A 21,999-nucleotide genomic window follows, 5' to 3' on the forward strand; every position below is an offset into this window, starting at 1 on the left:
AAGGTACGTGTTATGGCAATCTACTGAGGACTGAAAATAGTTGATTTTGCGAATACGGCTTTACCAGATAATCATGTGCGCCCAGTTCAAGGCAGGTAACTTTGGTGGCTTCATATGCATCCGCAGAAAGCATCACGATGTTTGGTGTGACTGGTAACCTGAGTTCAGTGAGTTGTTTAAGTACATCATAACCGCTCATACCTGGCATATTTATATCGAGTAATACAATGTCGTAGCCAGGGCCACTCTTAAGTTTGTTAAGTGCCTCTATTCCGTTCTGTGCATTGTCTAACAATGCGCAATGGCCTTCTAGCATTCGGTTTGCCACAATTAGATTTATGGCGTTATCGTCGACTACGAGCACATTTCCCAGCTGCAAAGTCGACTCGGGACTGTGTTGTTCATGCTCGGTTGAACTGCTCTTTTGTGATACATCCTTCTGTGCAGCCAAACGTATGATGGCTGTAGTGCCCACATTTACTTCTGACTGTAGTGAAAACTCGTATCCAAGAATATCGCACAGTTGTATTACAACATCCAGCCCCAGTCCGGTGCTGCCTATTCCTGTGAGATCCGCATGTTTTTCCTGTGAGTAGGGCTCGCAAACTGCTGTTACGTCTTTTATTCCAACACCAGTGTCCTGAATCATGAGATCACATTTGCCATTATGGTACTTGGCATTCACAGAGACTTTGCCTTGTTTGGTGTATTTTATGGCGTTGCTCAAAAGGTTACTGAGGACCTGAGTCAGGCGGACTTTGTCAGTTTTACAAAATAAAGCCTGGCAATTCGTATTTGCGACCTCCAAGGTCAGCCCTTTTTCTTTTGCTGTGCCTTCATAGAGTCGCTGGAGATGCAAAAATATTTGTTGCAATGAAACGGTTTCAAGACTGGTGGTAAGTTTTCCGGCTTCCAGTTTAGTCAGTGTGAGAATGTCATTGAGCAGCGATTGAAGTTGTTCACCGCAATCTAATATAGTGTGTAAATCACGCAGTATATCGGGGTTTTGTACGGTGTTTTTTAACGATTCAGCAACCCCCAACATACCAAATAGAGGCGTGCGAATTTCATGAGACATACGAGCAAAAAAGCGATCTCTGGCACGCAAAGCATCAATGGCCTGTTGCTCACTTTCTTTCACTTTGGTGACGTCAGTGTGCGCACCGAGCATGCGTACAGGCTCTCCTTGCGCATTTCTCAGGATCATACCTCTGCAACGGATCCACACAGTTGACCCATTGGCATGCTGATAACGGACGATTTGGTCGTATGGGTGAGTTGGATCTTCAGCGTGACGGTTAAAGTTTTCTATAGCTTTTGCCAAGTCATCTTGATCAATGATTGACTGCCACTCGGATATATTATGTGTTTTTGTGTTGGGGTCGTAGCCCAGAGTGCGCCAGAGCTTGTCACTCATCCATTCTTCATCGGGGTTTTCCAGATCCCAAAACCAGATCCCATCCAGCGAAGACTCTTGAACAAACTCAAACAGCGCAGGATCACTTTTGATACGATCGTAGAGTTCCTTTTCTAGTCTGTGCATATTTCCATCGGTATAAATCTATTTTGTGTCGAGTATAGACTGAGTTTGTGAAAAGGAGCAAAGCCAATAAAGTATAACGAGCAGGTTGGTTTGTTCTAAAATTGCCACTTGTATGTTTGTATAGTGAGCTGTAAAAGAGGATTGAACAACAAAACACGGAATGACGCCAAATGGATTACCTCTATGCTGTTGTGCTCTGGTAACCGCATAGTGATACACAGTACTGTAAAGGGCATTTGCACAGGAGTAACTATGACCCCAGTTTCAAAAAATAATGCAGAGCATTATCAGTGGGGACCACACAAATGCCAGTGTGGTCGTTACTGAAACTCTCAGCGCATAGCGACCGTCACACCAGATGCTGCTAATACAGAACCGGCACATCGGTTGAGCAAGGTGAGTCGTCGAGGTGTTGAGATCAGCTTTCTGGCTTGGCCACCCAAATAAACATAGCCCAGATTAACTGAGCCAAATGCCAGCGTTGCACATACCATGATCCCCAAAATATCCACATAGGTCATACTTTCTATGGCCACGAAGGTGGGAAACAAAGCAACATAAAAAACAATGGCTTTAGGGTTACTCAGCGTGAGCAAAAAACCGCTCAGTATGGCCGAGTGAGTGCTGTGTGTTGCGGTGTCTGTAGGCGTTGTATCGGGCTTGGACAGTAGCAGGGAAATTCCCATCCAGATCAGATAAGCCGCGCAGAGGTACTTGATGATAACAAAGGCGCTGCCCAGCACTTCGGCGACGACTGCCAGACCTGAAATCGCAAGTAAAATGAACACATAGTCGGCCAGCAGTAAGCCCAGTGTCATACTTATACCTCGCTTATAGCCACTGGCAACGGAGGCCGAAGTAATCGCGAATACGGCGGGGCCGGGTATGACGGCGACAAGAAACATGGCAATAAATAATGCGAGATAATGTTCAAAGGTCATGCACTCTATCCTTTTTAGCTCAATAAAACATCCAGACGGATCATATCTCAGCTTACGTCTTTAATATAAGTGATTTTGTTATTGTGGAATCGAAATTGGGTTTCGCCCTTAAGCTCTAGTGTATCTCCTGCGCTCAAGCCATTTGGCAAGTCGGCTGCCAGGGTTGCCTGATATTGAATGTAGGCTGTAACCGCATACTCCCCCAGAGCCAGCTCGGTGATTGTCTGTTGGCGGGTTTCGAATAACGCCGCACTCTTTACAGCGAGTTGTTCGAATGCCGCTTTACCTTGAGTACGTGTTGTTATCTCGCCATTTGCTTCGTTTTCAAAAACGACCTGATCATCCAGCAGCGCCAGCATAGCGCTAATGTCAAAGGTGTTGTAGGCATGAATATAAGCCTCGATCAGGTCAATATGCTTGTGTGCTGACATGTCAATTCTCCTTATTTAAAACATGTGGGTCGCCCTGACTTTGCACAGGGATAAGGTCATTAAATCGACAGGCGCTTTGTTTGGCAAGTGACTTACTGGCAAGCAACGTAAAAATACGAGCGATCCTGTCGGCACAACAATCGGTCTTCAACCGACTAAATTATTCACTTCGTCTTACGTTTTTAGTAATTAACCCCAATTTAGTGATAATTGAAATGTTATATTATAACATTTTTGTGTTATAACTAAGATAAGAACTAGGACTCACAAACATGTCATTGCTATTGCCAACGCTAACGGTTATTGCGTCAGCTGCATCTGCGCCTGCAACAGGGGTGGAAAAGCCGGTAGAAAAAATTGAGGTACAAGGTGTGCGCTCACGTCTGATCAAGTCGGGTGCATTAAAAGACGATATCGCTAAAACAGAGCTGCTTTCAAACGAGTATATAAAAAATACCCAGTCCTCCAGTTTGGCTGATGCAATCCAAAATGCCATTGGCATTCGGGTGTCCAATGAGTGTGCTATGTGTGGCGCAAAGCGGATCATGATCAATGGCCTTAAAGGAGAACACACGAACGTTCTGGTTGACGGCATCCCCATGCACACCATGATTTCCGGTTTTTATGGTATGGACTCAGTGGCGGCATCCGGAATTGGTCGAATAGAGATTGCCCGTGGAGCAGGCGCGTCACTGACTGCACCAGAGGCGATTGGAGGCACAGTTAACCTGGTAACGGCTGAGCCTACCGAAGATAAAATTGAGCTTGATATGGCGATGGGGACAGGTGGATACAAGCTCATCTCGGCATTGGCCAGCGGCATTAGTGCAGACGGCAATACCCGCGCAACCCTGATTGGTCAGTATGATAATAAAGATCAGTTTGACGGCGATGGCAACGGCGTCAGTGAAAACCCGGCTCTGACCAACCAGTCACTGACGTTAATGGTCTCTCATGATATTGGTTATTCAGACAATATCCGTGTACGTCTGAATCAAACCCAGTCAGAAGTGTTTGGCGGCCCGGTTCTGGGTGATACCGCAACCAGTATTTCTGCCACTTTGGCCAGTGTCAGCCAGGGAGAAGCTGACGCCTTGTTTGTGAACGATGATGTGAGAAATCGTTATATCGGTAATGCCTGGGAAACCGCAGAATGGGTTAAAACAGAGCGAGAAGAGGCCAGCATCAGTTGGTTACATGAAATTTCTTCGCGCCTGAATGTCACATCGAGTTTGGCTTATGTGGATCATATTCAGGACTCATTCTACGAAAGCACAGATTACTATGCTGAAGACACTATGTACTATTACTCGGTACGTTTTAATTATGATTTGAATGCAGAGCACCTGCTTACCTTTGGGGTGGACAAACGAGATGAGAAGATGCGCTCATCGTCTGCTGCGCTGCAAAACACGGCAAATTATGTATCCGACAGCTTCGATTACGATACAACCGGCCTCTATATTCAGGATACCTGGTTACCTGATGAGTCATTTGAAGTGTCAGCGGCGCTGCGTTTAGATCAGATCCAGGCCGACTTTGTTGACCCGCAAAAGCCCGGCATAGAAATCGATAAAACCATCTTTTCGCCCAGAGTTGATATGCGTTATTTTCACAACGAAACCTTTACCTCACGCCTGTCATTGGGCCAGGGCTATCGTGCGCCATTATCCTTCTTTGAAAGTGATCATGGCATCCTGGATTCAGGTAAAGGGTTTCAGGTAAACGTCAGTGAGCCGGAGCGCTCTAAGTCGGCAACTTACTCACTCAGTTACGAAACAGAAATGCTCACTGTGACAGCGTCAGCCGCTCATACCAAAGTGGATCACCTGGCAACTTTATCTCATACCGATTCTGGCACGCCGGTGCTCACTCAGTTAACAGAAACCGCGGCTGTGACAGCAACGGATATTTCTGCAAACTGGCAGGTCTCTGACACTCTGACAGTGTCGGCCATTGCCGAGCAATATCACTATGATAAAACCTTTAAAGCCTCATTTGGCATCGCACCCATTGAAAAGCGCGCGACACTTAGCACTGACTTGCATATTAATGACTGGGAAATCATAACCAGCGCTATCTGGGTAGCGAGTCGAGATCTGACAGAATATGGTTATGAAGGTTTTAACGATGCCAATGGTGAGTTTGCCAAACCCACCACGGCTGAGAGTTATGTCACGGTTGACGTTAAAGTGGTAAAGCCTCTTTCCAAAGCGCTCAGCCTCTATGCTGGTGCCAGCAATCTGTTTGATTATAACCAGGCTGAAGATTTGGGGAGCCCGCTGATGTACGATGCTGAAGGGGGTTATGATGTGGTGTATATTCACGGTCCACTGAGAGGCAGGCAGGCTTACCTTGGGCTCACCTATGAGTTTTAAATGGGTAGCCATGTTGCTGGTCACTTGCCTGGGGTTTGAGAGTCAGGCGACTGACTTTTATACCCAACCTATGCAGCGTCTTGATGACGCTGTATATGGTGAGCAGCAAACGCTGACCCCTTTTAGTGGGACGCCAGTCGTGATGTCTTTTTTTATGCCAAACTGTCGCTGGTGTGAAAAGCAGCATACGGCATTAAGTAATCTGGTTGAGCACTGCGCCGGGGTACAGCCGATTATGATGGGGGTCAATGGCAATCGACAAGACCTGCGGCGCGCTTTGCGACGTAAACACAATACATTTCCGGCCTTTCTGAGTAGCCCGGCAATCACTCAGTCTCTGGGGAAAAAGCCACCCGTGCCCATGACTTTGATATTTAATGCGCATGGCGAGCTTATTTTTTACACCCAGGGTTACCGCTCCCAGGACACATTATCAGCCTTGCTGAAGGAACATCAAGTTACAGAGTGCCTTTAATCGGATACGCCACTGACACTCTGTGCGCGATTTGCTGAGAGCAATGAACTGCTCCACTGATGCTACTGATATTGCAATAAACTCAATAAACTTCGTGAATTACCTGCTACTTACTGTTTTTTGTACAGCTCTCTTCTATATTTATTAAGACAATACAGTCATCTGGTTTATTGGGGGGCACTTGCGCGAGCCGTTACCATCTATGTCTCTGGTAAAGAGACTCACCCAGCTAAATTTGTCGGTGATGGCAAGTAGCATGCTGTTGGTGTTCTCACTGACATCCATTTTGCTGTGGTTTGTCGTTCGAGACCGCCAGGCCGAAGCCGCTGAAATTAATCTTGCTCAACTGGCACACAATGTGGTGCCTATGCTGGTATTCAACGATGTAGATACCGCAACCAAAGAGCTCACACTGGTTGGGATCAAAAAGGATGTACTGTTTGTGTCTTTGCGAAAAACCTCCGGTGAAGTATTCAGTGAATATGCCGACCCCAGTTTTGTTCCTGCCTCTGCACTATACCAGCAAATAGGATCTGAGCCGCAGCGCGAGTACGAGGGCGTGCGAATGCGCTTATATTACCCGGTTGCCATTAAAGGCAAAGTCGAAGGTGATCTCATTATGGTGATCGATTTAACCAGTATGATGTACTGGTATTTGCATCTGGTGCTGATGTTGGCGCTACTGATTGCCGCCTTGTTTACGGTGTCGGCTTTTCTGCTATCGCGTGTACAGCGCAAAGCCCTGACACCTCTGATAGCACTGTCAGAGCTGGCCCAGCGGGTATCCAGTGAGCATAACTTTCAGTTGCGGGCAACCGTGATCCGGGACGATGAAATCGGCATTCTGACCCGCAGTTTTAATGAGCTGCTTAAACGTGTCGATATTTCTCAGGCGGAACTGCGCCAACAATTAGAGCAGGAACAGGCGCAGGGTCAGCAACTCAAACAAATGGTACGAACCGACCCGCTCACTAACCTCCCTAATCGGGTTGCGTTAAATCAAATGCTCAAAGAGATTACCTGCGAGGCATGCATGCCAAGACCGCTCAGTTGTCTTATGTTCATTGATTTAGACAACTTTAAATTCGTCAATGACAACTATGGGCATGATGCCGGCGACGAAACCCTCATTGAAGTTGGTAAGCGGATCAGTGCCATGATCCGCAGTGATGATTTGTTATGTCGATTAGGGGGCGACGAGTTTGCATTGCTTCTGCCAAGCATAGAGTCGACAGAAAACGCAGAAAAACTGGCTGCAAGGATAGTTACCATTATTAACCGGCCTATTGTCATAAAGGATACTGTGATGCCAATTGGTATCAGTATTGGCCTTGCCTATACTCCGCTGGATGCCAGCGCACCTATGGACTTGTTAAATTGCGCCGACGATGCCATGTACGCGGCAAAACGTGCGGGCAAGAACAACTTTAAGGTCTTTAGCAAACAGGCATCAGTATGAAACAGCGTTATCTTATTGCCGGACTCATGGGCGTGTTGTCGCTCAGCGTACAGGCAAAAAATGACCCACTCCCGGATCTTGAAGACTTGCTCAGTCAGCAGCTCAATCAGTTGCCCAGTAATACGCAAATATCTGCCGGGTCGCGGATCGAACGTTCCAGTAGCGACAGTATGGCCGTGACCCATGTGATCACGGATAAAGACATCAGACAATTTAACCTGCAATCACTTGCCGACATACTCACCATGTTTGTAGGGATCACTACGCGGGATAACAGCTCGTTTATTTATCTGGGCGCGCGAGGCATAGGTCGGCCGGGCGACTTTAACTCACGGTTTTTGTTTTTGCTTGATGGCACCAGAATGAATGAAAACCTGCTGGATGCAGGGCTGTTGGGTTACGAAAACTTTGTCGATGTAGGTTTGATTGAACGGGTTGAATACAGCCCGGGTGCGTCCGCGGCTTTGTATGGGAACAATGCGCTCTTGGGTGTGATTAACATAGTCACTAAAACCAGTAGTAAGTTACGAGGCCTGAACACCGCCTTGTCTGTGACCAATGATGACACACAGCATGGCCGGGTAACTGTCGGAATGCGCTCTGACTCAGGCGCCGACAGCTGGTTATCCCTCAGTGGCTCCAGATTAAGATCAAAGGACTTTCCTGTGCCCGGCGCGCCAGCAGAGTTGCTGGTGTGGCAAGATCTGAACAAGGAGAGCAGCAGCAGAATTATGCTCAGCCACCAAACGGGTAGTTTGCAACTGCAGGCTGCGGCTTCGAGGCGTCAGCGTAGTTTTCCCGATGGTTTTAGTGTGTTATTTAGCGGTGGCGCTGAGCAGGCGGCACCTGAACTTGAAACGCTGGATAATGAAGCTTATTTTCTGGCTTTAACCTTTGATGACAAGATTTCAGATGATATGGAAGCCTACTTTCATGTCTCCACCCATGGCAATGATCTGGTACGCAGCGTGCCATTGACACTGCAAAGCGGTGAAGTGGAGTTTGTTAGGCCCATGAATTCCGGGCGCTGGAGCAATCTGGACGGGCAGTTGGTCTTTTTAGGGGTCGAAAATCATGAACTGATGGTAGGTGTTGATTTTCAGAAGGATCACCGACAGGAATTTAGCTCTCGTTCCAGTTTACCGTCTCAGTTTAACTTTGAACAAAAAAGCAATGAAAGCCGCTACGGCCTGTATTTTCAGGATCTGTGGCGTATTACGCCAAGATTTAAGTTGCAGTGGGCCTTAAGACACGATGACTCTGATTTTAGCCCAGCCAGATGGTCCCCCAGTTTTACCCTTAAATACAGCTTTTTGGAAGGTCATCATCTGTTATTGCGTCACAGCCGGGCATTCAGAGTGGCGAATTTTCTGGAACGCAACGCCAACAGCGTGTTCAGTGAACCAAACCCGCAAAACGAAACGATAGATTACAACGAGCTGAGTCTTGTGCAGCGCTGGAGTGACTCGTTGTCGTCTTTTGCTACTTTTTACTACGCCGACATAAATAACCTCATTCACCAGGACTTCTTTCGGCCAATTTACTTTAATCCGCCGCCAATCAGGAGTCATGGATTCGAGTTCGGGATGGATAAACGCTGGTCGAGGGGGATGTCTTTGATTACCAATTTAGCCATTCAACGCTCCAGATTGCAAGGCGGGTTTGGTATAGCGAACTCACCTGAATTTATTGGCAAAATGCGTTTTAGCATGCCCCTTGGCAACTCTGATCTTACACTGAGCCTCAACACTTATGGTGTCAGCAAAAGGAGAACCTTTGATAGCCATTTACCTGGGTATGTTAGCCATGACATTAGCTTAAACTGGCAAAATAACCCGGATCTGTTTGTCGCTTTGGGAGTCAGAAATATCACAGATAAAGACATACTCGAAATCACCGATGATGGTTTTACTCCTTATTTGCAGCGCCGCCGGCAAGTGCATTTGTCGGTTAACTGGAGCTGGAATAATGATTAAACATCTGGTTGCGCTGTGTTTATTGTTATTTGCTGGCGAGGGGAAAGCGCAAAGCCTGAGCGAAAATGAGCTCAAAGCGGCGTTTTTATATCGTTTCAGTCAGTTCAGCAAGTGGCCTCCGCCACCACCCGATAAATTGCGCTTTTGTGTTGTGGGCAACCCGGAGCTGTATCAGGCGGTTACTTCACTGCTGCATGCGCAGGATATGGATGATGACACTGAAGTAATCGAATTACCAAACAACGAACAAATATCACGCTGCGACATTCTGTTTCTGAGCCAGCAAAACCGGCAGCAAACTCAGTACTGGCTCGAGGATCTGGAGCAGTCTCCTGTGCTGGTGGTGTCGGATACCAGTGAGGGGTTTCGTCAGGGCGCCATGATAGGTCTGATAGCCGACGCCAATAACCTCAGTTTTCGGGTTAATCTGACTGATGCAAAGCGTCGAGGCCTGAACTTTAGCGCACATTTACTTAAACTGGCTACTGAGGTACGGTGAGACAAACAAGCCCAGCGTAAAAATAGGGAAAACGTTAAGGAGAGTTTTATGAGATTGATGGGACTGGATCTGGCCTGGCATAGCGAAAAGAACCCTTCTGCAGCCGCGGTGGGTCGTCTGGACAACGGTGTTTTGTCACTGGAGGAGCTGGAGCCCGCTTTATTTGGGCTTAGCGATATTTTGGCTTTTATCTCAAATCAGCCATTGCTCACTGGCATTGCCATTGATGCCCCGCTAATCATCGAAAATCAAACGGGCCAGCGGGAATGTGAAAAGCAGCTCAGCAGAGACTATGGGTCGCGCAAAGCGTCTTGCCATACCTCAAACACCACCTTATATCCCGCCGCTGCCAGTGTCGGCCTCTCGTTGGCCCTACAGGACAAGGGGTTTGGGCATCTGGCATTGGCACAATGGCAAATTGAGTGTTATCCGCACCCTGCCATGATCGAGTGCTTTGAATTACCGGAGAGGCTCCTTTATAAAAAGGGCGATGTGGCCACGCGCAAGGCAGGTCAAAGGGCGCTGGCCAGCTTAATTGCGCAATTAGCGTCTTCACCGGTTTTAGCGCTTGAGGTGCCAGAGTCGTTCTCGCGTATTTTGTCTGAGGACTACATAGAATCATTGAGCGGGCAAGCCCTTAAAAGCAATGAAGACGCACTGGATGCCATTTTCTGTTTATACATTGCCGGGCTGTACCAGACTAAAGTGTCCGGAATAACCTATGGTTGCGACCAGCAAGGCTATATCTGGGTGCCGCAAGTTCAGTGTATTTCGTGGTCGCCACCCAGTCAGGAAAAGTATGCGCAACCTTGAGATAATTAACCGCTGAGGCGCGCCACTTCATGGACAGTACTGATAAAAATAACGGTTATGCCTGTCGTACGTAAGTAGTTTGAACTAAGTCTTGCGGCACTATCTCACTTCTGGCAATTTTAAACTCCAATGGCCGTGTTTATTGGTCGATTACTTACATGGCTTTGCCTGCCAGCTGTTGTCATGATAAAGGCTTAATCACATCCGATATGATGGACGGACCCTTGACGTTGCTATGTCGGTCCTTGGGGTCATCGCATATTAGTGATTGTAGAGCCAGACAACTTAAGATATACAGGCCCGGCACTCATATTTTCTTACACTGGAATGCATCGTTACTGCTTTTGCTCTCAATGACTATTGGTTATCCATAAAGACAGAGTTATCACGCAGCCATCCGCTTTTAGTAAGGTGCATAATTGTTTATTCTTTGATTTTGAAACCAAAAGATATCAGATACAGGAAGTTCAATATGGACCCTACTACTGACCCACGCACTATTGAACTAAAAAAATCAAACCCATCAGACATAGCGCGAATTGTTGAAATGGAAGGGGCGGCTGATACATCTGGTTTTATTCTGCCAAACAGTGCAGAGCAACACCGCGCTGCGATGGCGCTGCCACACATAGTGTATTTGTCTATCTACGACAGTCAGTCGTTAGTCGGTTTTATCATTCTGGCACGCGATGGTAAAACCTGTGTGGAATTTCGCAGAATTGTGGTCGGCGTTAAAGGCCGCGGTATTGGTCAGCGCGCTATCATCAAAATGGAAAAATACTGCGTCGATGAGCTGGGGTGCAAGCGTATCTGGCTTGATGTCTTTGCCGAAAATACCCGCGGTATTCATATTTATCAGAAGCTTGGTTACAGGCAGTTTAAACAGGGGGAGCACAATGGGCAGCCCTTGTTCTTTATGGAAAAGTCACTCCAAAGCCCGAAAGGTTAGCCCTGTTGTTGGTCGAGCAGTCTAATCTCAGGGCGCTCATCCCCAGTGAAGAGTCTGCAACTTGCACACTATTTGCACTTTTTTTGCGCCGTATTTGCACAGTCCACTCCTATAGTGAAAACCAGAGGTAGCCGACAGGCTACCAGGTGGTTAGCTCTGTGGGAGTATCAGATATGGTTACATTGCATAAAAAGTCTGTTTTGGCGTTGTGGATGTCGATGTTTATGTTGTCCGCGTGTGGGTCCGGATCGGGTGGTGAGGGTAGTACTCAGAATGACTCTGTAACCACAGATGTCAGTAGCACGAGTTCAGGTTCTGCAACGCAGGCTGATAACTCGGGCACTGTGGGATCCGACAACGGATCAGGAACTGGCGACTCAGGCTCTGAGGGCTCAGAAACAGGACTCGAAACCGACAATGGTACCGCAGTGACATCCGGCTCGACCGACGGCGTGCTGTGTGATTACTTCTACAGCGAGTTCAATGATTCCGCCTCGGTACAAATGACCAGCAATGCCGACTGGAGCTGCACAGGCACCTCCCGACAACTCACAGCCAACGGCATTCCAGACCATGAAACGGGCACTTTTCCTAACCCGGGAAACCCGAACACCATCAGCGAGACTGCGGTTTCTGTTAGTTACACCCTGACGCCCGAACAAACGGATACGGTTTCAACGCTCGGCGGGCCAAGAGGCGCAACGGGGTACGTATTGAATGGCGTTAAAATAGACGCCAATACGGCAGGCTCGTGCGATGATTCCGGCAACAGCTGTAGTTTGGTCGGCAACACCGGAAACTGGCATATCGAAGCGCTTGGCCAGACCAGCTTTGACTTTGGTACTGACGATAACAATGCCCATGTACAGCCCAATGGCGCTTATCATTACCATGGTATGCCGGAAGGCTTTATTGCCCTGCGTGGTGGTGACAATACCAGCATGACCTTGATTGGCTGGGCCGCAGACGGCTTCCCTATTTACGCCCGTTATGGTTACAGCGATGCACAAGACGCAACCTCGTCGTTAAAGGCGATGACGGGGAGTTATCAGCTGGTGGAGGACATCAGCAGCAACCGCCCCTCAACGTCTGTGTATGCACTGGGGACCTTTGCCCAGGATTGGGAGTATGTGGCGGGCAGTGGCGACCTGGACGAATGTAATGGCCGCTATGGCGTCACTCCTGAGTTCCCTCAAGGCATTTACCATTACTATGCCACCGACACCTATCCGTATTTTCAGCGCTGTGTAAAAGGTCAGTTATAGTCACTGGGAGATCTAAACATGCGAAATTTCATCACAGAATTATTGCTGGTTGCCAGCCTTTCACTAAGCTGCGCAGCCCATGCTCACTTAATGGTGGCCGAGCAGGGCACCCTGAATTTTGACGAGTCGGGTGCTTACCTGGTGGTGGCCATCGACCCGACGAGTTTTCCAGATGCGGATGCTGATAACGATGGGCATTTGTCAGTTCATGAATTTAAAGGAGCGCACAGGGATATATTCAACGCAATTCAGCAGCAAGTCTTTATGACTCAGGGCGAGACCACACAGAAGATTGAAGGGCTGATCCTCTCACCGCAGACCGCTCATCACGGCGACCAGACCGAGGTAGATCAGATTGTGGTGATGGGCAAGTTTGTCGGCGTTGACCATAAGCAAGGGCTGCGATTTCACAACGGATTTTACGGCAAAGGTAATGACAAGCAACTAGCTATGCGGGCCAAATACAAACGCCTTGGTTTATCACAGCGTTTTACCTTAACCGCAAAACAGCAGGCAGCAAAAGTGTTCTGAATGACAGCGGGGTGACTGAGGAGCATGAGCTGTAGGCGAATGCCAGGTTGCTCGTACAGCCCCTGTTTCTTTTTTGAGGATTATCCGGACGGTAAAAATGCCCTGTTAGCATTCAGGCTGCAACTGAGTGAAGCCGGTTATATAAAGGCGCCACAGCGGATACCACTCAATCGCTCGCTCTGAACGGAGGCGGAGTTGTAAGTGTGTTCCTTTATTGCAAACAATTTAAATTAAGTTAAGATAATTAATGAGACTTACTTATCAACACAAGGAATGACTATGAAACTGACATTTAAGAAAAAACAGATTAAAAACTTGAGCAACACCCAGGCGACTTTGGCACTTGAAGACACACCCAATGTGGCAGGTGGACGAGACCTAAATCTGGTAACTATCAATCCTACTTTTCCAAGTCTTGCCAACGACTGCCCTTCATATTATCCGACGGCTTGCGAAACGACATTCATATGTTAAATGTATTTGAGTTGCTGCGCGTTTGGCGCTGCAACTCGTTTTTGTGCTGAGTGTGAACTGGGCAATACCGGTTAAGGCGAACTAACACCGAGTTAAGCGAGTGTCATATTGGCTGCAACCACCACCAGTAACCCAGCAAAAATTTTCTTGATGGTGGGTACGGGTAAATGGTGAGTCGCTTTGGCACCCAGCGGTGCAGTAAACCAGGACGTACAGACAATTCCCAGTAGTGCTGGCAGGTAGACAAACCCGGCAAACCCATCTGCTAAGGCAAATTGAGCACTGCCCGACGTGACGTAACCAACAGAGCCAAACAGGGCAATCACAATGCCACAGGCTGAGGCGCAGCCAATGGCTTTTTTCATATCAATTGAGAAAAACGTCAGCAGTGGCACCAGCAGTGCGCCGCCTCCGATGCCAATCATGGCTGAGAGCCCGCCAGTTAAGGTTGTAAACCCCGTTAACACCCCTTTATTGGGCATAGTGCGCTCGTCAGACGCGGGTTTGTTATTGCCAAAAAACATCTTCAGTGCAATCAGGATCACGCTGATGGCAAACACCCAGCGTACAATTTGCTCGGGCAGCATGGCCGCTAAAAAGCCGCTGATCAGCGCGCCCAGTGCCACCCCCGTCATGATCCAGGGAGCCAGTTCCCAGGGCACATTGCCATTTTTGTGGTGGGCGATAGCAGAGGAAGTCGAAGTAAACAAAATAGAGGCCAAAGAGGTGGCAATGGCGGCGATAATCACCTGCTCAGGAGGCAACACCGCAAAGTACAACAAGATACTGCTTAGCACCGGAACAATCACCAGCCCGCCGCCAATACCAAGGAGCCCGGCCAGAAAGCCCACACCGCTGCCCAGCACGGCGCAGCATATTATCAATAACAACAAGTCACTCATTGTGTTTGTCTCATTTTATTATTCGGATTTAGACAGATGACGAGGGGATTGCCTTGCAGACAACCGATTCGCCAAGTTCCACAGGAGTATACCAAGATAAGGGCGCAGGCTTTTCAGATAAGCTTTGAATATTCCTCACGTTTTAGTTGAAGGAAATTCAACTTAAACATCTAGCCATCCAGATGTTTAAATTTCTAGGTGTTTTTCCGACCCTTTTCTTGTGGCTGGCCGACGAAAAAACGCAGCTGAGTAACAAGCATGAGCACAGCTCAAGTTTTAGGTGAAATTAAACCGTTTTTCTTCAAGTGCTTGCCCGGGTAACAATGTATGTGCTCTCAACGCCGGACCTACTTGATTATGGCTAAGCGCAAGCGCTGCACCAAGAAGAGCACTGTACATTTGGGTTAAATAAAGAAAATTGGATACCAGAACGCCATGAACAACGAGTTTACTTTTACAGTCAAAAGCCTCATTTTTGATGAGCACTATCATCCGTCAGACAATACACGGATCACAACCAACTTTGCCAACCTGGCCAGAGGGGAAAGTCGTCAGGCGAACCTGCGTAATGCATTAAAGATGATCGATAACCGTTTTAATGCGCTGGCGAGCTGGGACAACCCAAATGGCGACAGATATGCCATTGAGCTGGAGATCATCTCGGTAGACATCGACATTGCGGGCAGCGGCGAAGCTTTTCCTTCAATCGAAGTACTGAAAACCAATATTATTGACCACAAAACCGGTGAGCGCACCGAAGGCATAGTCGGTAACAACTTTTCATCTTATGTTCGCGATTACGACTTCAGTGTGGTGCTACTCGATCACAATAAAGGTAAACCGCAGTTCAGTATTCCCGAAGGCTTTGGGGAATTACACGGCAAACTGTTTAAACACTTTGTGAACTCCAGTGCCTATAAACAGAACTTTAAAAAGCGACCGGTGATCTGCCTGAGTGTGTCGGACAGCAAAACCTATGTCAGAACCGAAAACCAGCATCCGGTACTGGGTTTTGAATATGAGCCAAATGAGTCGTCATTGACAGAGCAGTACTTTAAGAAAATGGGTTTGCAGGTGCGCTACTTTATGCCGCCAAACAGTGTTGCCCCGTTGGCGTTTTATTTCTTCGGTGACTTGCTGAATGACTACACCAACCTGGAGTTGATCAGCACCATCAGCACGATGGAAACGTTCCAGAAAATCTATCGCCCGGAGATTTATAACGCCAATGCAGTGGCAGGCAGACGTTACCAGCCAAACCTAAAAAACCAGGATCACTCACTGACGCAAATTGTGTACGACCGTGAGGAGCGTAGCAGGCTGGCGGTGGAGCAGGGTAAATTTGCCCATGAGCACTTTATTAAACCTTACCAGAATGTACTTGAGCAGTGGTCGGCGAATTACGCCTGATAGTTAACGAGATAGAAGCGGCAGAAATTATGAAAACACTTTTACCTACCTCCACTGCAGGCAGCTTGCCTAAACCTGCCTGGCTGGCACAACCTGAGGTACTCTGGTCGCCATGGAAGCTCGAAGGACAGGCACTCGTTGACGGCAAACAAGATGCACTGCGTGTGTCGTTGCAGGAGCAGCAGCTGGCAGGGGTTGATATTGTCAGCGATGGCGAGCAAACCCGTCAGCATTTTGTGACCACCTTTATTGAACACCTCGACGGCGTGGATTTTGAAAACCGTAAAACGGTTAAAATTCGTGACCGCTACGATGCCAGTGTACCGACCGTGGTTGGTCCTATTAGCCGCCAGAAGCCGGTCTTTGTTGCAGACGCGAAGTTTTTGCGTCAGCAAACCAGGCAACCAATAAAGTGGGCGCTGCCCGGTCCGATGACCATGGTAGATACCTTGTACGATGATCATTATAAGAGCCGTGAAAAGCTGGCCTGGGAATTCGCCAAGGTACTGAATCAGGAGGCCAAAGAACTGGAAGCGGCTGGTGTCGACATCATTCAGTTTGATGAGCCGGCGTTTAATGTGTTCTTTGATGAGGTGAATGAATGGGGCATAGCCTGCCTGGAGCGTGCCATTGAAGGGCTGAAGTGCGAAACGGCCGTACACATTTGCTATGGCTACGGCATTAAAGCCAACACCGACTGGAAAAAAACCTTGGGTTCGCAGTGGCGTCAGTACGAGGAAGTGTTGCCTAAGCTGCAAAAGTCGAACATAGATATTATCTCGCTGGAGTGCCATAACTCGCGGGTACCGGTTGAGTTATTATCCCTGGTGCGCGGCAAAAAGGTCATGGTCGGTGCCATTGATGTGGCGACGGATACCATAGAAACGCCAGAAGAAGTCGCAGCAACACTCAGAGAAGCGCTCAGATATGTGGATGCCGATAAGCTTTATCCCTGCACTAATTGTGGCATGGCACCGCTTGCACGGGAAGTGGCTCGGGGCAAATTAAATGCCCTCAGTGCCGGTGCTGAAATTGTGCGTAAGGAAATCCTCAGTACACCACTGTCTGATGCCTAACCAGGCTCGCATGCTGGCTCTTTTATTTGATGTTGCTTATGTTTTACGGTAACTGTATAGGATGACGCGCGCACTGATCTTGCGCCCTGGCAGTACCGTATCATAGTTTGATTAAATTTTAAGGAGTCAGAATGCGCCTATTCTCTGCAAATCGGGTCTTTATGGTAATAACAGCAATGTTGCTATCGGGATCGCTTGGGGCAGAGCAAAACGTTGAGCCTCGGACGTCATTTAGCTGGTCGGCTGGGCCCGACTTACCCATTGCGCTGCAGGAAGTGTATCCTGCTGTTTTTAACAAGCGTATTTTCGTGGGGGGCGGTTTTACGCCCTCCGATCTCCCCTCGTTTTCTGACTTAGGTCCCACCACTGACGTGTTTTTACTTCACCCGGCTCACGCGCGATGGACCAAAGCGCCTGCTTTGCCCGCTGCCCGACATCATCTGGGCATGGTTGCTAACCAGCATTTTCTGTATGCCATTGGTGGTTTTACGGGGGCTAAGGATGATGCCTGGCAAATTCAGCGCTCGGTATTCAGACTCGATGGCAATATGCAGGCCTGGCGTAACGCGCCGTCTTTACCTATGCCGCTTGCTGAATCTGTGTATGCCAGTGTCGGCAAAAACATTCATGTGATTGGCGGTAAAACGCCCAGCCGGGACAGCGGTAAAAATATAGATACCGACGCACACTATGTGCTGGTTAACAACGCCTACTGGCGTAAGGTCAAGTCTGCAACTGTGGCGCGCAATTCCGCTGCCAGCGCGGTGATTGGTCATAAAATTTACGTGATTGGCGGACGCACCAGCGGCAAAGAGGGCGTAAACCTCAGCCACGGCGAAGTTTATAACACCAAAACGGATAGCTGGTCACCGATTGCACCTTTACCTGTTGCATCGGCCGGGCTGTCGGCCAGTGTGCTGGATGGTAAAATTATAGTGTCGGGTGGCGAGGTGTTTGGCCCCAATGGGGACTGGCAGGCAGGCAAAGCCCTCGATGACGTTTGGGCATACGATCCGCAAACGGATCTGTGGCAGGCACTGCCCAACTTGCCGCAACCGCGCCATGGTCATGGCTCAGTCTCGTTTAACGAGCAGGTCCATATTATTGGAGGCGCTGCCAAAGTGGGGCCGCAGGAAACCTTGTCGTCGACCATGACGTTGTCGATACAAGCAAGTGAATAACAAAAAAGCGCCCAGGGGCGCTTTTTTTGAAGGTGGCATGTTAAACCAATAAAGGTAAACCGGTTAAGGTAAACAACTGGCCTTGGTGAAGAAGTATCTTACTTCGTAGTCCTCACAGGTGGTGTAACTGCTGCTTCCGCCATTGCTGGAGTTCCAGCAGGCAAAGCCTGAGCTGTTGTTAACCAGGTTTTGTCCGGTCAGGCTTGAGTCCAGCTTGCTGCCTTTGACCCGTGCAATCACTCCCGCAACATCGCTGGTGCTGCAACTGGCGCCGATGTTACCCACTGACTGGTGGGAACTGAATAACTCATTATCACCGCTGGCCGGATCATCGCGGTCAAGCCAGCCGGTGGCATAGAGCCCGCCGTTAACCTGTGAACTGGCAATGCGATAAACGCCCAGTGAGTTAAGTTCTTTATTATCGGTGCCATGAAAGGCAAACAGTTGCTGGCTGGCGCTGGCCGAGTAGGTTGTACAACTGCCAGACGAAGTACCACCTTTGATTGAACTGCCATTGCTGGAAGTCAGCTTCAGATAATACACCGTATCATAGCCATATTTGCCATCGTCTTTACAGATCTGCAGGCCTTTTAGGTGCTCGCCCTTGCTGCTATCAAAGGTCAGTTTATCACCCCAGCTACCGCCGCTGCCGCCGTAGGTAACGCACATTTCTGATGTGCCAACACTGGCATGAGACAGGCTCTGTTTGGTTTCGTAACAGGCCTGAAAGCCATCCACCCGGTTGTTTGAGCGCACCCGCACTGAGCTGAGATTGAAGGTGCCGCCCACCAGGGCTTTACGTTTTAACAAGGCAATATCGTTAAACCCATCGCCTTTACTGGTCGAACCCACCGCGTTGTTTTTCACATACTGCCAGTCGATATGCTCAGCTGCGTTAGAGAGCCAGAAATCATCGAACGCCTTGTAATAGTTCACCCAATGGTGCTCTGCACTGGCACCTATGGTGTTTTGTAGTTGCACATGCTCATAGGCATTGAATGGCATCGCAAAGGTATAGCTGCCACCCAGGCTCTGACAGTTCGCAAAACCCATTTCCCAGCTGCCCTTGCTGGTGGTCAGCTTCCAGTTACGGTTGTCATCCACACAAGCGTGGTACTGATAGGTAGAGCAGGCTTTATCGACAATAGCGGCATCACTTTCCAGGCTGGCACAGTCGCCCGAACCATTGGGTCGGTTCGATTTCCACGACCAGATAAAGTCTTCAATCTGGACTTCATTGGCACCATAGCCGCTGGCTGCGCTGGTGTTATTGGCCTCGACCAGCGCCAGCTCAAGAATTTGCGCGCCTTTGTTGGCCCACTTACTGATCACATTGCTGCCAGTCTTACTTGAACTGGGGCCGTCAGGGTTAAGCTGCGTTGCGCCATCAATGATCACTGTCATATTGTTGGCAAGATAATGTGCGGTCTGATCGCCGTTCACACACTCATTGCTGCCGTTCTGGCAAAATGGTTGATTGCTTTGCAGCTTGCCACTGGCGTCGAAGGCATCGACACCGATAAACACGGTATTCCAGAATTTAGAATAACTGCCGCTGCTGTGATAAGAGCACAGGTTGCTGTGATCCCTGGGTGTTTGCACCACGGCAACCAGCTGCTTACCCGCCGCCAGAATGTCGCGTTTGGTGAGGTGCGACACCGGCAAAGAGGCACAGCTTTTATCGGCATAGCCCCAGTCAGAGGGCATCAGCAAATAATCGCCGATGTCTTTTTCCAGGCGTTCGCCAATTTTGTTGTGCCAGTTTTTATGGTCGTTATGCTTGTACGATTCGATTTTCAGTAACACCACTTCGTCCGGGTTGTCTTTCAAAAAGTCTTTAATATCGTCTAACCCTTCCGACAGCTTTGCATGAAAGCTTGAACAAATGGCTTTATTTTCCAGCGAGTTGTGGCACAGCATAGGGGTAGAATCAAAGGTACCTTCCGGGTAAATATCAAATTCCATCACCCGTATGCCGCGTTTTAGCAGACTTTTGGGGGAATAGTACTGATTCACATCGGTATAAGTACCTTTGCTCCAGGCATGTGAGGCATAGGCATTGTGCGCCCCGGCCCACAGGGTTTTAGAAAAGGGCGCAAAGTTATCTATCTGCCCTTGCAGGTCCAGTCGTGTCACTTTCTCATCGTCGGTATCTATTGCAGCATGTACCGCAAACGATACGCCAGATGCCGCGACTGCACCTGCCAGCAGCAACGCCAGTGTTTTGTGTGGTTTCATAGTCAAAATCCTCTCCTTTTAGTGTGAAGCTGGTCCTTAATCAGAGTGCCGTTTAGGCACTCCGTACGAGCAACCGCGGCAAATATAGGCTTCAAAAGTGCAAAAAGTGTGAAGATGAGAGTTTTAGCTCTAATTTCGCTTGATTTGAGTGTAGATAGCTTCTTGTAATGGTTAGAAAAAGACCGAGTCTTTGCGCGCAGGTGGTTTGATGGAAAAAGTAAACGGAATGTATTTAAAAAACTGTAGTAGAAATGAAGGCTTGAGAATGGGGAAATTACTAATAAGCTGCTCAGTATTTACCTGTTCACGCCGAATTCAAGCGACCCCACCCTCATCCAAGGCGCGTGCAAGCCGGGATCTACCGACGCATAGCATCATTGTGTCCTGTTCAAACCCCGCCGTCATCCCGGACGCGTGCGAGCCGGGAGCTACCAACGCACAGCGCAATACTCACTCGTAGAATAGTTGGCTGGTTCTTATTGGGTTTACAGATGGAAAGCTTAGTAAGGTCCAGACTGGACTACAAGACCGGCTCATTGTTCTTTGAAGACCGCTGCATTGGTGCGTGATACTTGCTTGAGACGGTGCCTCCGGGGAACCGGAGGCACCGTAAACAGGCTAGTGTATCTGGTACATGGCCTCTGATGTAGACATTAGCAGGTTCAATTTCCCTTTGCTGTCTTGTCTGACTTTAATTGCATTGCCTGAAACTGCACCAGGGAACACCGGACTAGACCACAGAGGGTAGCCTCTGAAGTCAGTGTAGATGAGCTGTGATGATACTTCAGAATCCCAATCTTTGCCGTTTTGTATGACGAGGATGAGCTCTTGTGAGGCTGTCCGAGTTGGAGATACCACAATATCTTTGACCTGCTCATTGAGACTCTGTTGATGAACCTGCTGCAGAACATTGTTAACAATCTCATATATGTAGATCGTTGCAGTATGCACTTGATAATGGTGTTCAGACACTTGCAGGCACAGCAGCTCTTGCTCAGGGTCCTGGTCATAGTTAAAAAATGCAATACGGTTGCAACTTTGATCGACGGAGCTTAGCTGTACAAAGTTGTTACCATTTGATTTAAGCAGTTTGAGCGTATCCTCAGCGACTGCCAGATTAAGCGCTTCACCATAATGTGCGCTAAAGTCAGACAGGTTGTATGATGATGTGTTGTAACTTGCAATCAATGCCTCGTTGTACACATCAACAAACTCCACGCCACGAGAAGTACTATAAATGGCATCCGGGATGTTATCGCCATTAGCATCTGCGCCTGTAACGCGCTTCAGCGTTGCGTCTGAATCGATATTTAGCTGGTAGGATACTGTTTCAGTTTTGATGTCCATCACAGCCAGGCTTGTGGAATATAATTCCGTTGTCGGTAGCAATAACTGGGCAACGCCGTTTTGGTAAAAATCTGCAGCATGCACAGATGTGTCATGGTGCCAGTTGCTGGA

19 protein-coding genes are annotated in these 21,999 nt (G+C 48.5%); 13 read left to right on the forward strand and 6 right to left on the reverse strand.

Features of this window, described 5'->3' with window-relative positions; translation table 11 throughout:
• Positions 1-10: 10 nt before the first annotated feature.
• From CWB99_RS19720 to CWB99_RS19730, 3 genes are all read right to left on the reverse strand, one after another.
• Positions 11-1,543: a hybrid sensor histidine kinase/response regulator gene (locus tag CWB99_RS19720; protein WP_138553160.1), complete on the reverse strand. Its 1,533-nt coding sequence runs from the start codon at positions 1,541-1,543 to the stop codon at positions 11-13.
• 332 nt (positions 1,544-1,875) lie between these two features.
• Positions 1,876-2,484: a LysE family translocator gene (locus CWB99_RS19725; protein ID WP_138553161.1), complete on the reverse strand. Its 609-nt coding sequence runs from the start codon at positions 2,482-2,484 to the stop codon at positions 1,876-1,878.
• Between the two features lie 47 nt (positions 2,485-2,531).
• Positions 2,532-2,915, reverse strand: a complete 384-nt coding sequence (locus tag CWB99_RS19730; protein WP_138553162.1) for a nuclear transport factor 2 family protein — start codon at positions 2,913-2,915, stop codon at positions 2,532-2,534.
• A 272-nt stretch (positions 2,916-3,187) separates the two neighbouring features.
• On the opposite strand from CWB99_RS19730, the gene CWB99_RS19735 reads away from it, so the two are divergent.
• From CWB99_RS19735 to CWB99_RS19785, 10 genes are all read left to right on the forward strand, one after another.
• Positions 3,188-5,293: a TonB-dependent receptor plug domain-containing protein gene (locus CWB99_RS19735; protein WP_138553163.1), complete on the forward strand. Its 2,106-nt coding sequence runs from the start codon at positions 3,188-3,190 to the stop codon at positions 5,291-5,293.
• Positions 5,283-5,768 (forward strand): TlpA family protein disulfide reductase, encoded by a 486-nt coding sequence (locus CWB99_RS19740; protein WP_138553164.1) that lies wholly within the window; start codon positions 5,283-5,285, stop codon positions 5,766-5,768. Before CWB99_RS19735 ends, CWB99_RS19740 begins: the two co-directional genes overlap by 11 nt.
• A 181-nt stretch (positions 5,769-5,949) precedes the next feature.
• Positions 5,950-7,227, forward strand: coding sequence for a sensor domain-containing diguanylate cyclase (locus tag CWB99_RS19745; protein WP_138553165.1), 1,278 nt, complete (start codon positions 5,950-5,952; stop codon positions 7,225-7,227).
• Positions 7,224-9,203 (forward strand): TonB-dependent receptor plug domain-containing protein, encoded by a 1,980-nt coding sequence (locus CWB99_RS19750; RefSeq protein WP_138553166.1) that lies wholly within the window; start codon positions 7,224-7,226, stop codon positions 9,201-9,203. Before CWB99_RS19745 ends, CWB99_RS19750 begins: the two co-directional genes overlap by 4 nt.
• Positions 9,196-9,702, forward strand: coding sequence for a YfiR family protein (locus CWB99_RS19755; RefSeq protein ID WP_171045405.1), 507 nt, complete (start codon positions 9,196-9,198; stop codon positions 9,700-9,702). Before CWB99_RS19750 ends, CWB99_RS19755 begins: the two co-directional genes overlap by 8 nt.
• Positions 9,703-9,750: 48 nt before the next feature.
• Positions 9,751-10,515: a DUF429 domain-containing protein gene (locus tag CWB99_RS19760; protein ID WP_138553168.1), complete on the forward strand. Its 765-nt coding sequence runs from the start codon at positions 9,751-9,753 to the stop codon at positions 10,513-10,515.
• A 472-nt stretch (positions 10,516-10,987) separates the two neighbouring features.
• Positions 10,988-11,464 (forward strand): GNAT family N-acetyltransferase, encoded by a 477-nt coding sequence (locus tag CWB99_RS19770; protein ID WP_138553169.1) that lies wholly within the window; start codon positions 10,988-10,990, stop codon positions 11,462-11,464.
• A gap of 173 nt (positions 11,465-11,637) precedes the next feature.
• Positions 11,638-12,729: a YHYH protein gene (locus tag CWB99_RS19775; RefSeq protein WP_249332008.1), complete on the forward strand. Its 1,092-nt coding sequence runs from the start codon at positions 11,638-11,640 to the stop codon at positions 12,727-12,729.
• Positions 12,730-12,747: 18 nt separating this feature from the next.
• Entirely contained in the window at positions 12,748-13,260 is a 513-nt protein-coding gene (locus tag CWB99_RS19780; protein ID WP_138553170.1) for a hypothetical protein, read from the forward strand.
• Positions 13,261-13,539: 279 nt separating this feature from the next.
• Positions 13,540-13,734 carry a hypothetical protein gene (locus tag CWB99_RS19785; protein ID WP_138553171.1) on the forward strand — a complete coding sequence of 65 codons (195 nt, stop codon included), beginning with the start codon at positions 13,540-13,542 and terminating at the stop codon, positions 13,732-13,734.
• 92 nt (positions 13,735-13,826) lie between these two features.
• Here the strand turns inward: CWB99_RS19785 and CWB99_RS19790 are convergent, their stop codons facing one another.
• Positions 13,827-14,636 carry a sulfite exporter TauE/SafE family protein gene (locus CWB99_RS19790; RefSeq protein ID WP_138553172.1) on the reverse strand — a complete coding sequence of 270 codons (810 nt, stop codon included), beginning with the start codon at positions 14,634-14,636 and terminating at the stop codon, positions 13,827-13,829.
• 435 nt (positions 14,637-15,071) lie between these two features.
• On the opposite strand from CWB99_RS19790, the gene CWB99_RS19795 reads away from it, so the two are divergent.
• The 3 genes from CWB99_RS19795 (at position 15,072) to CWB99_RS19805 (ending at position 18,303) form a co-directional block, all read left to right on the forward strand.
• Entirely contained in the window at positions 15,072-16,046 is a 975-nt protein-coding gene (locus CWB99_RS19795) for a DUF1852 domain-containing protein (protein ID WP_138553173.1), read from the forward strand.
• A 29-nt stretch (positions 16,047-16,075) separates the two neighbouring features.
• On the forward strand, positions 16,076-17,122 hold the full coding sequence (locus CWB99_RS19800) for a methionine synthase (RefSeq protein WP_138553174.1): 1,047 nt from the start codon (positions 16,076-16,078) through the stop codon (positions 17,120-17,122).
• Between the two features lie 131 nt (positions 17,123-17,253).
• Complete coding sequence (locus tag CWB99_RS19805; RefSeq protein ID WP_138553175.1) at positions 17,254-18,303, forward strand: Kelch repeat-containing protein; 1,050 nt, start codon at positions 17,254-17,256, stop codon at positions 18,301-18,303.
• Between the two features lie 63 nt (positions 18,304-18,366).
• On the opposite strand, the gene CWB99_RS19810 is transcribed toward CWB99_RS19805, so the two are convergent.
• Both CWB99_RS19810 and CWB99_RS24200 read right to left on the reverse strand, forming a co-directional pair.
• The gene (locus CWB99_RS19810) at positions 18,367-20,541 is read right to left on the reverse strand and encodes a phosphatidylinositol-specific phospholipase C domain-containing protein (RefSeq protein WP_138553176.1); all 2,175 of its coding nucleotides are present in this window, start codon (positions 20,539-20,541) and stop codon (positions 18,367-18,369) included.
• Positions 20,542-21,159: 618 nt separating this feature from the next.
• A partial coding sequence (locus CWB99_RS24200) for a hypothetical protein (protein WP_171045406.1) occupies positions 21,160-21,999 on the reverse strand: 840 nt, incomplete at its 5' end.

The sequence above is a fragment of the Pseudoalteromonas rubra genome, from assembly GCF_005887095.1.
In the GTDB taxonomy this organism is placed as follows: Bacteria; Pseudomonadota; Gammaproteobacteria; order Enterobacterales; family Alteromonadaceae; genus Pseudoalteromonas; species Pseudoalteromonas rubra_E.

Excerpts from the sequence above, each read along its gene's own strand:
- CWB99_RS19760 (WP_138553168.1), top strand. The coding sequence starts at position 9,751 with ATGAGATTGATGGGACTGGATCTGGCCTGGCATAGCGAAAAGAACCCT.
- CWB99_RS19805 (WP_138553175.1), top strand. The coding sequence starts at position 17,254 with ATGCGCCTATTCTCTGCAAATCGGGTCTTTATGGTAATAACAGCAATG.
- CWB99_RS19755 (WP_171045405.1), top strand. The coding sequence starts at position 9,196 with ATGATTAAACATCTGGTTGCGCTGTGTTTATTGTTATTTGCTGGCGAG.
- CWB99_RS19785 (WP_138553171.1), top strand. The coding sequence starts at position 13,540 with ATGAAACTGACATTTAAGAAAAAACAGATTAAAAACTTGAGCAACACC.
- CWB99_RS19740 (WP_138553164.1), top strand. The coding sequence starts at position 5,283 with ATGAGTTTTAAATGGGTAGCCATGTTGCTGGTCACTTGCCTGGGGTTT.
- CWB99_RS19790 (WP_138553172.1), bottom strand. The coding sequence starts at position 14,636 with ATGAGTGACTTGTTGTTATTGATAATATGCTGCGCCGTGCTGGGCAGC.
- CWB99_RS19735 (WP_138553163.1), top strand. The coding sequence starts at position 3,188 with ATGTCATTGCTATTGCCAACGCTAACGGTTATTGCGTCAGCTGCATCT.
- CWB99_RS19750 (WP_138553166.1), top strand. The coding sequence starts at position 7,224 with ATGAAACAGCGTTATCTTATTGCCGGACTCATGGGCGTGTTGTCGCTC.
- CWB99_RS19775 (WP_249332008.1), top strand. The coding sequence starts at position 11,638 with ATGGTTACATTGCATAAAAAGTCTGTTTTGGCGTTGTGGATGTCGATG.
- CWB99_RS19810 (WP_138553176.1), bottom strand. The coding sequence starts at position 20,541 with ATGAAACCACACAAAACACTGGCGTTGCTGCTGGCAGGTGCAGTCGCG.
- CWB99_RS19730 (WP_138553162.1), bottom strand. The coding sequence starts at position 2,915 with ATGTCAGCACACAAGCATATTGACCTGATCGAGGCTTATATTCATGCC.
- CWB99_RS19780 (WP_138553170.1), top strand. The coding sequence starts at position 12,748 with ATGCGAAATTTCATCACAGAATTATTGCTGGTTGCCAGCCTTTCACTA.
- CWB99_RS19720 (WP_138553160.1), bottom strand. The coding sequence starts at position 1,543 with ATGCACAGACTAGAAAAGGAACTCTACGATCGTATCAAAAGTGATCCT.
- CWB99_RS19795 (WP_138553173.1), top strand. The coding sequence starts at position 15,072 with ATGAACAACGAGTTTACTTTTACAGTCAAAAGCCTCATTTTTGATGAG.
- CWB99_RS19800 (WP_138553174.1), top strand. The coding sequence starts at position 16,076 with ATGAAAACACTTTTACCTACCTCCACTGCAGGCAGCTTGCCTAAACCT.
- CWB99_RS19725 (WP_138553161.1), bottom strand. The coding sequence starts at position 2,484 with ATGACCTTTGAACATTATCTCGCATTATTTATTGCCATGTTTCTTGTC.
- CWB99_RS19770 (WP_138553169.1), top strand. The coding sequence starts at position 10,988 with ATGGACCCTACTACTGACCCACGCACTATTGAACTAAAAAAATCAAAC.